This is a genomic window from Streptomyces sp. NPDC001599 (assembly GCF_042893535.1).
Lineage (GTDB): Bacteria > Actinomycetota > Actinomycetes > Streptomycetales > Streptomycetaceae > Streptomyces.
On record NZ_JBIAVA010000022.1, the window covers coordinates 85347 to 100444 of the forward strand.

The window sequence follows — 15098 nt, forward strand, 5'->3', positions numbered from 1 at the left end:
CAGTGGCAGCGACCACCGACACGGAGCACCAGGAGCACGCCCAGACGGGCGGTCGCGGGCGGCGTCGTCCCGGCCGGATCGTCGCGCAGGCGGTCAGCGTCCTCGGCGAACTGCTCATCACCGCAGGTCTGGTGATGGGCCTGTTCGTCGTGTACTCGCTGTGGTGGACGAACGTGGTCGCCGACCGCGCGGCGGACAAGCAGGCCGAGAAGGTCCGTGACAACTGGGCCCAGGACCGGGTGGGCGGGAACGGCCCGGACGGTCCGGGGGCGCTGGACACCAAGGCGGGCATCGGCTTCCTGCACGTCCCGGCGATGGGCGAGGGTGACGTCCTGGTGGAGAAGGGCACGTCGATGAAGATCCTCAACGACGGCGTGGCCGGCTACTACACCGACCCGGTGAAGGCGACGCTGCCCACCTCGGACAAGAAGGGCAACTTCTCGCTCGCCGCCCACCGCGACGGGCACGGCGCCAAGTTCCACAACATCGACAAGATCGAGGAGGGCGACCCGATCGTCTTCGAGACGAAGGACACCTGGTACGTGTACAAGACGTACGCCGTCCTCCGCGAGACCTCGAAGTTCAACGTCGACGTCCTCGACGGCATCCCCAAGGAGTCCGGCAAGAAGAAGGCCGGCCACTACATCACCCTGACGACCTGCACGCCGGTCTACACGAGCCGCTACCGCTACGTGGTGTGGGGCGAGCTGGTCCGCACGGAGAAGGTGGACGGGGACCGGACGCCGCCGAAGGAACTGCGGTGACTAGCGGAGCGCCTTGAGACGCACTCCGGCGCTCCAGGCTTCCAGCTCGTCGCGGTTCACGGTGATGACGCCGCTGAGCTTGGCGATCGCCTCCGACTCGTGGGTGAAGTTGCAGGTGGCGACGAACAGGGCGATGTCCACGGGGTCGATGGCACGCGCCGCTCCCGCGAACTTCTGCATGTCGGCACTGGGTACGGTCCAACGCCCGGCCCGGTTCTTGCACTGCACGGCCACGGTACGTCCGTCGGCGGTGCATCCGGTGATGTCGATACCCCGGTCGGTGCGGGCCTTGCGTACGACGACGTCGACGCACCCGTCACGCTGCATCAGCCCGGCGACGTGGTGCTCGAAGGCCTGCCATGTCATGGCGTTGATCGTCGCTCTGACGTCGTCTGCGGGGGTGTCGCCTTCCAGCGTGGCGAGGCGTTTGTGGTGCCAGCAGAGTTTGCGTTCGACGTTCTCGATGTCCTCGCGGAGTTCGATGAGCTCATGGCGGTGTTCGCCGGAGGTGGCGATCAGGGAGTTGAACATCGGTACGACGGTCCGGCCGAGGATGTGGGTGATGCGTTGGTCGATGCGGGCGTCAAGGGCGGAAGTGTCTGTCGGCGTCGGGTTTTCCACAGGCTGTGTGCGGGCCAGGTACTCCATGTCCAGGAGGTAGACACGCACCTGACGTGCGACTTCGCTGTCACGGAGGAGCATGGCGACGTTGAGGACGGCGCGGCGGGAAAAGAGCGCCACCGAGCGGGCACGCGACTGGGTGCCACTGAGGTTCTTGAAGGACCTCAGTGGCTCGCCGGTCAGAAGGTGGTAGCCGTTGCCTTCCAGCTCCGCCCGGTGGTCCTTGACGAGTGACTTGATCGCCTCGATGCCGACCTCGAAGTAGGTCGCCACCATCGCCGTTGTCACGTGCATGCCGTCCGGCAGCAGTGACAGCACCTTCACGCGGTCGAGGACGTCCGTGCGGTCGAGGACTCCGCTGCGCAGGGCCGGTGATTCCAGCAGGGCCGTCTCGCTGATCATGGTGTGCCTCTCGATCGGGTTCGTGCGGTCACCCTGAGTAAACGAGTCATGACATACGAAGACACGATCGACGCATGTCGGCATGTACGACAGAGCCCCGGTCCCTCAGCTGAGCTGAGGGACCGGGGCTCCGGTTGATCGGTGGGTCGGGCGGGTCAGTCGCCGAAGCCGGGGAGGCCGCCGATGGCGCCGCCGTTGTCGTTCCCGCCGTTGCCGTTTCCGTTGCCGGGGATGGTCATCAGCGTGACCGGCGTGGCGGCCGGGTCGTCGACCTCGCTGCCGGGCTGCGGGTTCGAGGCGACCACCCTCGCGTTGTCGTCGCCCGGGGAGCCCTGCGCGACCTGCACGTTGGTGAAGCCGTTCTGCTGCAGGATCTGCCGGGCCTCCGCGACGGTCTTGTTGCGGATCTCCGGCACCTTCGTCTTCTCCACGGCCTTGCCGACGACGATCGTCACCTTGGAGCCCTTGTCGACCGGCGTGTTCGCCGAAGGCGTCGTGGAGATGACCCTGCCGACCTGGTTCGGGTCGTTCGTCGGCTGGTCCGAGCAGACGGCCGTCAGGTCGCCGCCGCTCTCCACCTGGGCCTTGGCCTCGTCGCAGGTGCGGCCCACGACGTCGGGCACCGTGGCCTTCTCCTCGGCCTTGGCGACCTCCAGGGTCACCGTGGAGCCCTTCTCCAGCTCCTTGCCCGGGTCGGGGTCCTGGCTGAGGACCGTGCCCTCGTCCTGGGAGGACTCGGTCTGCTTGGTCTCGACCTCGAAGCCCTTGTCCTCGAGCTGCTTGGTGGCCTCGTCGATGTTCTTGTCGATGACGTTCGGGACGGCGACCTTGGGTGCGCCGGTCGAGACCACCAGGTTGACGGTGGACTTCTTCTCGACGTCGGTGCCCTGCTTGGGGTCCTGGGCGCAGATGTTGCCCTTGGGCTGGTCCTCGCACTCCTGCTGCTTGAACGTCAGCACCAGGTCGATGTTGTCGGCCTGCTGCTGGGCGTCGGCCTTGCTCAGGCCGATGAAGGCGGGCACCGGGACCTTGTCGTTGCCCGGCCCTCCGTCCCCGCTGAAGGCGTACTTGCCGATCAGGATGGCGCCGACCAGGACGAGGATGCCGGCCAGCACCAGGAAGATCGTGGAGGTGTTCTTCTTGCGGGGCTGCTGGCGGCGCCGGTCGGGGCGCTCGTCGTAGCCGTAGCCGCCGTCGTCCGGGTTCATGGGCGGCAGCATGGTCGTGGCGCCGCCGCCCCCGTCCGAGCGCAGGGCGGTGGTCGGCTGGTCGTCGGGGTAGGCGCCGTAGCCGCCCGCGGCCATGGCGCCCAGTGCGGCGGTGGCGGCGACGGGCTGGCCGTCGAGGCAGGCCTCGATGTCCGCGCGCATCTCGTCGGCCGACTGGTAGCGGTAGTCGGGGTCCTTGGTCAGGGCCTTCAGCACGATCGCGTCCATCTCGGGCGTGATCTCGGGGTCGAAGACGCTCGGCGCCTGCGGTTCCTCGCGCACGTGCTGGTAGGCGACCGCGACCGGGGAGTCGCCGACGAAGGGCGGGCGCACGGTGAGCAGCTCGTAGAGCAGGCAGCCCGTGGAGTACAGGTCGGAGCGGGCGTCGACCTGCTCGCCCTTGGCCTGCTCCGGGGAGAGGTACTGGGCGGTGCCGATCACGGCGGCGGTCTGGGTCATCGTCATGCCGGAGTCGCCCATGGCGCGGGCGATGCCGAAGTCCATGACCTTGACCTGGCCGTTGCGCGTGAGCATGACGTTGGCCGGCTTGATGTCGCGGTGGACGATGCCGGCCCGGTGCGAGTACTCCAGTGCCTGGAGGATGCCGATGGTCATCTCCAGCGTCCGCTCCGGCAGCAGCTTGCGGCCGGAGTGGAGCAGCTCACGGAGTGTGGAGCCGTCGACGTACTCCATGACGATGTACGGGATCGACACGTTGTCGATGTAGTCCTCGCCCGTGTCGTAGACCGCCACGATCGCGGGATGGTTGAGCGAGGCGGCCGACTGGGCCTCCCGGCGGAAGCGGGCCTGGAAGGACGGGTCACGCGCGAGGTCCGCGCGGAGTGTCTTCACCGCCACCTGGCGTCCGAGCCGGGTGTCATGAGCGTGGTAAACCTCCGCCATGCCACCACGGCCGAGCACAGGGCCCAGCTCGTACCGGCCGCCGAGGCGACGCGGCTCTTCCATGGTTACCTACCAGCCCTCTCCGTCGGTCCCGACCGGCATGCTTGTACGGTCGGAGGCTGCCGTCCGGCCTACCGTACCCGGCTCGCTCCTGGCGCTTTGGCCGAGCCGGGCAGCCGATACAGGACCGGTATCGCAACGTGCGCCGATGTGAAGGGGACGTGACCGGAGTCACGCCCCGTTCATGGCGCGGTCACTTCTTGCTGTCGATGACGGCCTCCATGACGTTCTTGGCGATCGGTGCCGCGAGGCCGCCGCCGGAGATGTCGTCGCGGACCGCGTTCTCGTCCTCGATCACCACGGCCACGGCGACGGGCGAGCTGCCGTCGTCGGCCTTGGCGTACGAGATGAACCAGGCGTAGGGGTTCTCGCTGTTGTCGACACCGTGCTGTGCGGTACCGGTCTTGCCGCCCACCTTGACGCCGTCGATCTTGGCGTTGGTTCCCGTGCCGTCCTCGACGACGGTCTCCATCATGGACTGGAGGATCTGGGCGTTGTCCGCGGACAGCGGCTTGCTCATCTCCTCGGGGTCCGTCTTCTCGACGGTGTCGAGGCCCGGGCCCTGGAGCTCGTCGACCATGTACGGCTTCATCAGGGTGCCGTTGTTGGCGATGGCCGAGGTGACCATGGCCATCTGCAGCGGGGTGGCCGCGGTGTTGTACTGGCCGATGGAGGAGAGCGCGACCTGGGAGTCGTTCATGCCCTCGGAGAAGACGGAGGCGCTGGAGCGGACCGGGACGAACTGCTCCTCGGTGAAGCCGAACTTCTTGGCCGTCTCCAGCATCTTGTCGTTGCCGAGGTCGTAGCCGAGCTTGCCGAAGACGGTGTTGCAGGAGACGCGCAGGGCCTCGCGGAGGGTGGCGTCCTCGCAGGGGATGTTGCCCTCGTTCTTCAGCTCGGTGGTGGTGCCGGGCATCGTCCAGGGCAGCGGGGAGTCGGTCTTCTCGTCGGCCGAGTCGTACTTCCCGTGCTCCAGGGCGGCCGCCGCGGTGACCACCTTGAAGGTGGATCCGGGCGGGTAGACCTCGCGCAGGGCGCGGTTGAGCATCGGGTCGTCGGGGTTGTTCTTCTTCTGGAGCTTGTTCCAGGCCTCGCCGGCCGCGTCGTTGCTGCCCGCGATGACGGTGGGGTCGTACGACGGGTAGGAGGCCATCGAGAGGATCTTGCCGGTGGACGGCTCGATCGCCACGACGGCGCCCTTGGCGCCCTGCTTCTTCAGGCCGTCGTAGGCGGCCTTCTGGGCGGCGCTGTTGAGGGTGGTGACGACGTTGCCGCCCTCGCGCTTCTTGCCCGTGATCATGTCGAGGGTGTTGCGGAAGAAGAGCCGGTCGTCGTTGCCGGTGAGGATGCCGTCGTCGATGGACTCGAGCTGGGTGGCGCCGAAGGCCTGGGAGACGTACCCGGTGACGGGCGCCCACATGGCGCCGTCCTTGTAGGTGCGCTTGTACTTGAAGTCGCCCTCGGTGGTGGCGTGTCCGGTGATGGCCTTGCCGTCGACGATGATGTCGCCGCGGGGGCTGGCGTACCGCTCGATGGCGACCCGGCGGTTGTGCTCGTCCTCCTTCAACTCGTCGGCCTGGACGTACTGGAGCCAGTTGTCCCGGATGAGGAGGGTGAGGACGAGGAGGCCGCAGAAGATCGCGATTCGGCGCAGTGGCTTGTTCACGGTCGGACCACCTGGGTCATCTCGGCGTCGGGGTTGGCGGGCGCGGCGGGTGCCGGTCTGCGCGCGGTGTCGCTGATGCGCAGCAGAATGCCGATCAACGCCCAGTTGGCGATGACGGAGGAGCCTCCGTAGGCCAGGAAGGGCATGGTCATACCGGTGAGCGGGATGAGGCCCATGACACCGCCGGCGACGACGAAGACCTGGAGGGCGAAGGCGCCGGAGAGGCCGATGGCGAGGAGCTTGCCGAAGGGGTCGCGGGCGGCGAGGGCGGTGCGCACGCCGCGTTCCACGATCAAGGCGTAGAGCAGGAGCAGGGCCATCAGGCCGGCGAGGCCGAGTTCCTCGCCGAAGGTGGCGAGGATGAAGTCGGAGTTGGCGGCGAAGCGGATCAGCTCGGAGTGGCCCTGGCCCCAGCCGGTGCCGAGGGTGCCGCCGGAGCCGAAGGCCCACAGGGCCTGCATGGCCTGCTCGGAGTGGCCGACCTGGTTGGCGCGGGAGAGCATGAACTCCCGCATCGGGTCGAGCCAGGCGTCGACGCGCTGCTGGATGTGCGGTTCGAAGGTGGCCACGCCGACGGCGCCGACGGCGGACATCAGCATGCCGAAGACGATCCAGCTGGTCCGCTCGGTGGCGACGTACAGCATGATCACGAACATGCCGAAGAACAGCAGCGAGGTGCCGAGGTCGGTCTCGAAGACGAGGATCAGGATCGAGACGATCCAGACGACCAGGATCGGGCCGAGGTCGCGGCCGCGCGGCAGGTAGAGACCCATGAAGCGGCGGCTGGCCAGGGCGAGCGCGTCGCGCTTCACCATCAGGTAGCCGGCGAAGAAGATCGCGAGGACGATCTTGGCGAACTCGCCGGGCTGGATGGAGAAGGAGCCGACCTGGATCCAGATCTTGGCGCCGTAGATGTTCTTGCCGAGGCCCGGTACGAGCGGGAGCAGCAGCAGGAACAGGGCGCCGACCATGGAGATGTAGGTGTAGCGCTGCAGGACGCGGTGGTCCTTGAGGAAGACGAGCACGGCGACGAACAGGGCGATGCCCATCGCGGTGTAGATCAGCTGGCGGGGTGCGGCGTTGCCGGCCTGGTGGATGCTCTGGAGCAGTTCGGACTGGTCCAGGCGCCAGATGGCGACGAGTCCGAGGCCGTTGAGCAGCGTGGCCAGGGGCAGCAGCAGCGGGTCCGCGTACGGGGCGAACTTGCGCACGACGAGGTGGCCGACGCCGGCCAGCAGGCCGAGGCCGAAGCCGTAGCTCAGCAGGCCCGCGGGCACCTCGTCGTTGATGGCGAGGCCCACGTTGGCGTAGGCGAAGACCGGGATGAGGACGGCGAACACGAGCAGAGCCAGCTCGGTGTTGCGCCGGCTCGGGGCGCCGATGGCGCCGATCGTGGACGTGTGGTGCGTCGACGGGTTGGTAGTACTGCTCATCGTGTGAAAGGGCCTCTCACGGCTTGCCTACTGCTTACCGCACAGCGAGACGACCTTCTGCTCTTCCTCCGAGAGGGTCGGTCCTGAGCCTGGAGTGGGTGCGGTCGTGGACGGGGACTCGGACGATTCGGGTGCCTCGGGTGAGCCCGACGGGTTCGGGCTGGGTGAGGCCTTGGACGTGAAGGAGGCGGGAGTGGTTCCCGTGGTGCCTCCGGCCTCGCCCTCGCCCGTCTTCGCGTTCTTCTCGGTCTCCGCGGTGCGCCTGGCGGCCTGCTTCTTGCAGGCGGAGGCCTGGATCGCCAGTTCCTCGATCTTGGCCCGGGCGTCGTTGAGGTCGCCCTCGGGGATGGTGGCCCCGACCAGTTTCTGCTGGTAGGGCGGCAGGTACTTGAGTTCGATCTCGGGGTGGTCCTTCTGGACCTTCGAGAGCGAGACCCAGGCGAGGTCCTGGCTGATGCCCCGGTACAGCGCGAGGTGGTCGTCGTTGGTGCCGACGTAGTACTGGGTCTGGGTCCAGCGCCAGCCGCCGTAGGTGCCGCCGCCGATGACGGCGAGGGCGAGGGCGGTGTAGAGGGACCGTTTGAGCCACTTGCGGTTCTTGCGGGGCTTGACGAAGTCGTCGGGGCCGTAGTCGTCGAAGCCGCCGGTGGGGATGAAGCCGGTGACGTCGCCGCTGCCGGGCGGGCCGAACTCGCCGCCCCCGCCGCGCTGTCCGCCCTGCCGGCCGAGGCCCGCGGCGCGTCCGGCCGGGGTCTGCATGATGCCGTTGTCGCCCATCTGGGCCTGGTTCTCGGCGACGGCACCGACGACCACGGGGGTGTCGGAGAGCTGTCCGGCGAGGGTGTCGCCGGTGTCGAGGTCGAGGACGTCGGCGACGATGACGGTGATGTTGTCCGGGCCGCCGCCGCGCAGGGCGAGCTGGATCAGCTCCTGAACGGTCTCCTGGGGGCCCTGGTAGCTGGCGAGGGTGTCCTCCATCGTCTGGTGGGAGACGACGCCGGAGAGTCCGTCGGAGCAGATCAGGTAGCGGTCGCCGGCCCGCACCTCGCGGATGGACAGGTCGGGCTCGACGTGGTCGCCGCTGCCGAGGGCGCGCATCAGCAGGGAGCGCTGCGGGTGGGTGCCCGCCTCCTCCTCGGTGATCCGGCCCTCGTCGACGAGGCGCTGCACCCAGGTGTGGTCCTGGGTGATCTGGGTGAGGACGCCGTCGCGCAGCAGGTAGGCGCGGGAGTCGCCGACGTGGACCATGCCCAGGCGCTGGCCGGTCCACAGCAGGGCGGTGAGCGTGGTGCCCATGCCCTCCAGGGCGGGGTCCTCCTCGACCATCTGCCGCAGCTGGTCGTTGGCGCGCTGGACGGCGGCGCCCAGGGAGGTGAGGACGTCGGAGCCGGGCACGTCGTCGTCGAGGGCGACGATGGTGGAGATCACCTCGGAGGAGGCGACCTCACCGGCGGCCTGGCCGCCCATGCCGTCGGCGATGGCGAGCAGGCGGGGACCGGCGTAGCCGGAGTCCTCGTTGCCCTCCCGGATCATGCCCTTGTGGGATCCGGCGGCGAAGCGCAGTGACAGACTCATGCGCACCTCGCCCGTCGGCTCCGACTGCAGCCGGTCGTGTCGAGCCACACTGCCCACCCTCCGGTCGGGAGCGCGCCGGGGCCCGGGGTGCCGGCCGCCGCTGCGTGCTCGCTCCGCTCGCGCTCATTCATTGGTGTAGCACTACTTCCGCAGCTCGATGACGGTCTTGCCGATGCGGATCGGCGCCCCGGGGCCAATCGGGGTGGGGGTCGTCAGCCGGGCCCGGTCCAGGTAGGTGCCGTTGGTGGAGCCCAGGTCCTCGACGATCCACTGGCCGTTCTGGTCCGGGTAGATCCTGGCATGGCGGCTGGAGGCGTAGTCGTCGTCCAGCACGATCGTCGAGTCGTGTGCCCGGCCGAGCGTGATGGTCTGGCCCTGGAGGGCGACGGTGGTGCCGGTGAGCGTGCCCTCCGTCACGACCAGCTTGGTGGGCGCGCCCCGGCGGCCGCGGCCCCCGCCGGACTGCTGGCGCTGCGGTGGAGGCGCCTGGCCCTGGCGCGTGGCGGTCTGCTGCGGTCGGGCGGCGTCGCGCCGCGCGCCGCGCTGGGTGACCCGCGTACCGAAGAGGTCGCTGCGGATGACCTGCACGGCCACGATCACGAACAGCCACAGTACGGCGAGAAAACCCAGCCGCATGACCGTGAGGGTCAGCTCTGACATTGCCCCCGGATCACCCTTCGGCTTGCCTGTAGATAACGGTGGTGCTGCCCACGACGATCCGCGAGCCGTCGCGGAGCGTAGCGCGGGTGGTGTGCTGCCCGTCCACCACGATGCCGTTGGTGGACCCGAGATCCTGGATCGTCGAGGGCGTTCCGGTCCGGATCTCGCAGTGCCGGCGGGAGACGCCGGGGTCGTCGATCCGCACGTCGGCCTCGGTGCTGCGTCCGAGCACGAGCGTCGCGCGGGAGATCTGATGGCGGGTGCCGTTGATCTCGATCCAGTGGCGGGTGCGTCCGCCGGGTGCGGGTGCGGCCGCCGGCTGCTGGCCGCCGGCGGGCTGCGGGTAGCCGTAGCCGCCGGGGCGGCCGGGTGGCGGCGCGGACGGCATGGGCGGGGCGCCCGCGGGGGCGGCGGCCGGCGGGTAGCCGTACCCGCCGCCCGGTCCGGCGGGCCGCGCGGGCGGTGCCGGGGGTGCGGCGGGGCCCGGACCGCCCTGGTGGCTGGTGGAGGAGGCGAGCGTACGGCTGCGCACCCGGTACAGGCCGGTGTCGAGGTCGTCCGCCTTCTCCAGGTGGACCTTGATCGGTCCCATGAAGGTGTAGCGCTGCTGCTTGGCGTAGTCGCGGACCATGCCGGCCAGCTCGTCGCCGAGCTGCCCGGAGTAGGGGCTGAGGCGCTCGAAGTCGGGCGTGCTCAGTTCCACGATGAAGTCGTTGGGCACGACGGTGCGGTCGCGGTTCCAGATGGTCGCGTTGTTGTCGCATTCGCGCTGGAGCGCTCCCGCGATCTCCACGGGCTGCACCTCGGACTTGAACACCTTCGCGAAGGTGCCGTTGACCAGACCTTCGAGACGCTGCTCGAACTTCTTCAGGACTCCCATGGGGCACCTCCTCCGTCGCTGCCGTCCTGTCGACTGCCTTGCGTACTGCTGCCTTGCGTCGTGCTGCGTTGCGTCGTGCTGCCTCGCGCAGTGCCGTGCGTCCGTGCACTGCCCACCTGGTACTGCTTACTGATCGTATCCACGCGCCGGTCGATCGGCTGGTTCCCCCTGTCGGCCCGGTCGACGGGTGTCGACGCCTGACGGAGTTCCCGCCGGAGCTCCCCTTCGAACTCCCGCGGGCTTGCGGGATGTGCTCCCGCAGGTAACTCATGCCCAGGATCGTAGAGGCGGCCGCAGACCAGTGTCCCGCACCTGAGTGCGGTACCCCACCGGCTCCTGGGGAGACGGGCCGGACCGGTACGAGGTTGATACGTGAACGGCCACGGACCGGGACGAGTGCCCGAAGGAGGTCGGGCGCCCCGCTCCGCCGGGGGAAAGGGATGTGAATCGACCCCTTCCAGCGTGCTAATGTTCTCGTGTCGGAAGGCGCCGGACCGCAAGGAAAAGCCCGGAAGACACACCCAATGCGCGGGTGGCGGAATAGGCAGACGCGCTGGATTCAGGTTCCAGTGCCCGCAAGGGCGTGGGGGTTCAACTCCCCCCTCGCGCACCAGCCGGAAGCCCCCCAGGTCTCGGACCTGGGGGGCTTTCGCATGTCCGGGCGCGGTGACCCGCGATGCGTGCGCTGTGAGGAAGGTCTCAGGACTCCGACTGCCACAGAGCCGGCACGTTGGGCGGCTCCCAGCCCGTCATCGAGGTGTGCGCCTGGAGGCACCGGTAGGAGCGGCCGCCGTACGTCACCCGGTCACCGGCGGTGTAGGCGTGGCCGCTCGCCCAGGTGCCGCCCGGCGGGTCGGTGGGCGGGTCGGTGGGCGGATCCGTGGGGCCGGTGTCGCCGTCGACGTTCAGGACGAAGTCGAAGGTGCCCTCCTTGCCGCCGCCGGCGCCGCGGACGTTCATCAGCAGGGCCGGGTCGAAGATCATGTCCGTGCTGTTGCGGGGCTCCCCGGGGAAGTAGAGCTGGGTGGTGAGCACGGGCTCGCCGGGGGCCTGCACCTTGACGTGGATGTGCCGGGTGCGGCCGGGATAGAGGCCGGGGACGATCGTCTTCAGGGCGAAGGCGCCGGTGGCGTCGCTGAACTGGTGGCCGCGGAAGGTGTACCCGGCCATGTCGTAGTCGCCGTTGTCGTCGGCCTGCCAGAAGTCGAGGAGCACGCCGGACAGCGGCACGCAGTTCCGGCCGAAGACGTAGCCGCTGACGGTCAGCGGGGTGCCCGGGGTGCCGGGGGTGACCAGGTCGGTCCGCAGCGGGGAGTTCGGCTTGAAGTACGGGCCCTCCATCTGGTCGGGCGTCAGGTCGTCGCCGTCGTCGCAGTACGGGGTCGGCGTCAGCCTCTGGCCGCCGGAGGAGCGGGCGGCGTCCCGGGCCAGCGCGATACCGCCGGTGGCGAGCAGCGGAACGGTGGCACCGGCGGCGACGGCCGCCCTGAGCAGCGTCTTGCGGCTGATCCCGCGGTCGGCGCCGGAGCCCGGGCCGGGGCCGGGCCTGGGCCCGGGCTCGTCAGGGGTGGTGGGGGTGTCGGAGGTCATGGCGGTTCCTCGGTCTCCTCGGTGAGTGGTCCCTGGGGAAGCTGAACGGGACGTGCGACATCCGGGACGTCGGGGACAGGGAGCGCGCCCGCCGGCGCGGGGCAGGCTGCTGTTGCTACGACGGGCGCGCTCCGTGGTGATCGCTGGCCACCGTAGGCGCGGCGCAGGGGCCGGGGGCACCTCCTGTTTCGCCCCCTGCCCGGCGTTATGAGGGCGCGCACGGGGGCCCGTGTACGGGCGGTGCGGCCGGCGGTACGGTCGTGGCGCGCCGGAGCCCGCGGCGGACCGCCGGGCGCGGTACGGCGCGGTACGGCGCGGCGCGGTACGGCGCGGTACGGCACGTACGCGTGACGCACGGGTGCGGACGAGCACGACGAGGACGAGCACGACGAGGACGGGGAGGGCGGCCGGTATGACCGGGGCGACGGCGGGGACGGGCACGGAGGCGGCGACCGGGGAGGCGGCGACCAGGGAGGCGGCGACCAGGGTGGTGCCGGCGGCGCGTGCGGGCGGGGACCGGGACGGGGACGCCGAACGGCCGGCCGGTGCGGCGCGGGGCGATCGGGTGCCGCACGTCCCGGGGTTCGCGCGGTGGCCCGTGGCCGGTTCGCCGAAGGCCGAGGGCAAGGCGCTGCGCACGCGCGTGCCGCGGTCCGCGCACGCCGCGCTCGACCTGGACGCCGCCCGGCCGGACGCGGTGAGTGCGGTCGAGGAGTCCAGCCGCGGCCGGATACCGGGGCTCGCCCCGATCCGCGCCGGGCGGATGGCGGCCACGCCGTTCGCGTTCCTGCGCGGGTCGGCGGGCCTGATGGCGTACGACCTGGCACGCACGCCCGTGACCGGGATCGGCGCCCAGATCTGCGGTGACGCGCACGCCGCCAACTTCGGTCTCTACGGCGACGCCCGCGGCGGCCTGGTCATCGACCTGAACGACTTCGACGAGACGGTCCACGGCCCCTGGGAGTGGGACCTCAAGCGGCTCGCCGCCTCCCTCGTGCTCGCCGGCCGGGAGGCCGGCGCCGACGAGGACACCTGCCGCGAGGCCGCCCACGACGCGGCGGGCGCCTACCGGCGCACCATGCGGCTGCTGGCGAGGCTCCCCGCGCTGGACGCCTGGAACGCCATCGCGGACGAGGAGCTGGTCTCCCACACCGACGCCCACGACCTGCTCGGCACGCTGGAGCGGGTGTCCGAGAAGGCGCGGGCCAACACCAGCGGGCGCTTCGCAGCGAAGTCGACCGAGCCGACCGAGGACGGCGGGCGGCGCTTCGTGGACGCGGCGCCGGTGCTGCGCCGGGTGACGGACGCGGAGGCCGCGGCGGTCGCGGGCGCCCTGGAGTCGTACCTGGCCACCCTCTCCGAGGACCGGCTGCCGCTGCTGGCCCGGTACGCCGTGCACGACGTGGCCTTCCGGGTCGTCGGCACCGGCAGCGTGGGCACGCGGTCGTACGTCGTGCTGCTCCTGGACCACCGGGGCGAACCGCTCGTACTCCAGGTCAAGGAGGCCCGGTCCTCCGCGCTGCTGCCCCATCTGGCGGCCGCCGGGTTCGAGGCGCCCGAGGTCGCGCACGAGGGCCGCCGGGTCGTCATGGGGCAGAAGCGGATGCAGGTGGTCAGCGACATCCTGCTGGGCTGGACCTCGGTCGAGGGACGGCCCTTCCAGGTACGGCAGTTCCGCAACCGCAAGGGCAGCGTCGACCCCGCGGCCCTGGCCGCCGACCAGCTGGACGACTACGGCCGCATGACCGGCGCCCTGCTGGCCCGGGCCCACGCGCACAGCGCCGACCCGCGGACCGTCGCGGGCTACTGCGGCAAGAACGAGGAACTGGACGAGGCGGTGGCCGCCTTCGCCGTCGCCTACGCCGACCGCACCGAGGCGGACCACGCGGAGCTGGTGGGCGCGGTGCGCACGGGGCGGATCGCGGCGGAGCTGGGGGTGTGAGCGGAGCCGGGGGTCTGAGGGGGCGGGGGCCGCGCGGGCGCCTCCCCGGGTCCGCAGGCCCTAGGCTGGTCGGGTGACGACGCCCGAAGCTGAGCCCGAGCAGGGGGGTGCGCCGCGTCCCGAGGAACGGCTGGAACAGGCCGTACGGGCCGCCGAGCAGGCACTCATCGAGTACGAGATCGCCCTGGAGACCTTCCGCGTGGAGGTCGAGAACTTCTCGCGGCTGCACGAGCAGCGGCTCGGCCCGGTGTACGCCCGGCTCGAGGAGCTGGAGGCGCAGATCCTGGAGGCGAGGGCGGCCCGCACGGGCGACGCCGACGACCGGCGCCGGGCCGACGAGGCGCGGGCCCGGCTGATGCCGATCCCCGGGGTCGAGGAGCTGCTGAACGGCTGGATGGACGGGGACGGGCTGTTCCCGGAGGCCACCGCGATGCTCACGGACCAGGCGGTACGGCCTCCGCAGCGGGTCCGGCCCGGCGAGGAGGCCCGCAAGCTCTACCGCGAGCTGGCCCGCAAGGCCCACCCCGACCTGGCCCAGGAGGAGACCGAGCGGGTCCGGCGCGAGGAGTTCATGGCCCGCGTCAACGCCGCCTACGCCCGCGGTGACGAGGCGGAGCTGCGCGAGCTGGCCGAGGAGTGGGCCGCCGGGCCGGTGCCCGAGCGGCGCCCGAGCCGTGGCGAGGAGCTGTACGTCCGCCTCGAATGGCTCGACCGGCGCAAGGAGCTGCTCACGCTGCTCGCCAAGGAGCTGGAGGAGAGCGCGATCGGCGCCATGCTCAGGCTGGCCCCGGACGACCCCGACCGGCTCCTCGACGAGATCGCCGAGCAGCTGGCGACCCAGGTGCGAGAGCGGGAGGCCGAGCTCGCGGCGGCGCTCGCGGGGGACTGAGCCGGGTGGCGGCTCCGGTAGCGTCTGGGGCATGAGTTTCGGAGCTGGTGTGCCCACGGTCGGGATCGAAGATCTCAAGGACGGCGACTTCCTGCTGGACGTCCGCGAGGACGACGAGTGGCAGGCGGGTCATGCCGCCGGGGCGCTGCACATTCCCCTCAGCGAGTTCGTGGCCCGCTACGGCGAGCTGGCCGAGGCCGCGCCGCAGGACGGCCGGGTGCACGTGCTCTGCCGCGTCGGGGGCCGTTCGGCGCAGGTCACCATGTACCTGGTCCAGCAGGGCGTCGACGCGGTGAACGTCGACGGAGGCATGCAGGAGTGGGCCGCCGCCGGGCGTCCCGTGGTGGACGACAAGGGCGGTCCGGGGCACGTTCTCTAGGCTGTCGCCCGCCGGATGTGGCGACGGCCACGATGCGGTCGGCCCACCGGGGGCTGTGCGGGTGGCCGGTCCTGAGTACCGTTCGCGTGCGAACGCCGCCGAGCAGCCGCGAGGGTGGCGCGTGAA

At 70.7% G+C, this 15098-nt stretch carries 12 protein-coding genes and 1 tRNA gene; 5 read left to right on the plus strand and 8 right to left on the minus strand.

Features of this window, described 5'->3' with window-relative positions; genetic code table 11:
• Positions 1-2 precede the first annotated feature (2 nt).
• The gene (locus ACFYZ3_RS35345; protein ID WP_388526591.1) at positions 3-764 is read left to right on the plus strand and encodes a class E sortase; all 762 of its coding nucleotides are present in this window, start codon (positions 3-5) and stop codon (positions 762-764) included.
• On the opposite strand, the gene ACFYZ3_RS35350 is transcribed toward ACFYZ3_RS35345, so the two are convergent.
• The 7 genes from ACFYZ3_RS35350 to fhaA form a co-directional block, all read right to left on the minus strand.
• Positions 765-1787, minus strand: coding sequence for a restriction endonuclease (locus ACFYZ3_RS35350; protein WP_388526594.1), 1023 nt, complete (start codon positions 1785-1787; stop codon positions 765-767).
• A 155-nt stretch (positions 1788-1942) separates the two neighbouring features.
• Positions 1943-3961 carry a Stk1 family PASTA domain-containing Ser/Thr kinase gene (gene pknB, locus ACFYZ3_RS35355; protein ID WP_388526597.1) on the minus strand — a complete coding sequence of 673 codons (2019 nt, stop codon included), beginning with the start codon at positions 3959-3961 and terminating at the stop codon, positions 1943-1945.
• A 190-nt stretch (positions 3962-4151) separates the two neighbouring features.
• Positions 4152-5624 carry a peptidoglycan D,D-transpeptidase FtsI family protein gene (locus tag ACFYZ3_RS35360; protein ID WP_388526600.1) on the minus strand — a complete coding sequence of 491 codons (1473 nt, stop codon included), beginning with the start codon at positions 5622-5624 and terminating at the stop codon, positions 4152-4154.
• Positions 5621-7057: an FtsW/RodA/SpoVE family cell cycle protein gene (locus ACFYZ3_RS35365; RefSeq protein WP_109029186.1), complete on the minus strand. Its 1437-nt coding sequence runs from the start codon at positions 7055-7057 to the stop codon at positions 5621-5623. Before ACFYZ3_RS35365 ends, ACFYZ3_RS35360 begins: the two co-directional genes overlap by 4 nt.
• Before the next feature lie 27 nt (positions 7058-7084).
• Entirely contained in the window at positions 7085-8632 is a 1548-nt protein-coding gene (locus tag ACFYZ3_RS35370; protein ID WP_388526603.1) for a Stp1/IreP family PP2C-type Ser/Thr phosphatase, read from the minus strand.
• 141 nt (positions 8633-8773) lie between these two features.
• Positions 8774-9292 (minus strand): antibiotic biosynthesis regulator FhaB, encoded by a 519-nt coding sequence (gene fhaB / locus ACFYZ3_RS35375; RefSeq protein WP_003975090.1) that lies wholly within the window; start codon positions 9290-9292, stop codon positions 8774-8776.
• A gap of 10 nt (positions 9293-9302) precedes the next feature.
• On the minus strand, positions 9303-10172 hold the full coding sequence (gene fhaA / locus ACFYZ3_RS35380; RefSeq protein ID WP_388526606.1) for an antibiotic biosynthesis regulator FhaA: 870 nt from the start codon (positions 10170-10172) through the stop codon (positions 9303-9305).
• 526 nt (positions 10173-10698) lie between these two features.
• Here fhaA and ACFYZ3_RS35385 point away from each other — a divergent pair.
• A tRNA-Leu gene (locus ACFYZ3_RS35385) sits at positions 10699-10785 on the plus strand.
• 86 nt (positions 10786-10871) lie between these two features.
• Here ACFYZ3_RS35385 and ACFYZ3_RS35390 read toward each other — a convergent pair.
• The gene (locus ACFYZ3_RS35390) at positions 10872-11762 is read right to left on the minus strand and encodes a carbohydrate-binding protein (RefSeq protein ID WP_388526609.1); all 891 of its coding nucleotides are present in this window, start codon (positions 11760-11762) and stop codon (positions 10872-10874) included.
• 412 nt (positions 11763-12174) lie between these two features.
• Between ACFYZ3_RS35390 and ACFYZ3_RS35395 the strand changes: the two genes are divergently transcribed.
• From ACFYZ3_RS35395 to ACFYZ3_RS35405, 3 genes are all read left to right on the plus strand, one after another.
• Complete coding sequence (locus tag ACFYZ3_RS35395) at positions 12175-13704, plus strand: DUF2252 domain-containing protein (RefSeq protein WP_388526612.1); 1530 nt, start codon at positions 12175-12177, stop codon at positions 13702-13704.
• Positions 13705-13777: 73 nt separating this feature from the next.
• Complete coding sequence (locus ACFYZ3_RS35400; RefSeq protein WP_388526615.1) at positions 13778-14593, plus strand: hypothetical protein; 816 nt, start codon at positions 13778-13780, stop codon at positions 14591-14593.
• A gap of 49 nt (positions 14594-14642) precedes the next feature.
• Entirely contained in the window at positions 14643-14972 is a 330-nt protein-coding gene (locus ACFYZ3_RS35405; protein ID WP_356862255.1) for a rhodanese-like domain-containing protein, read from the plus strand.
• The last annotated feature ends 126 nt before the right edge of the window (positions 14973-15098 follow it).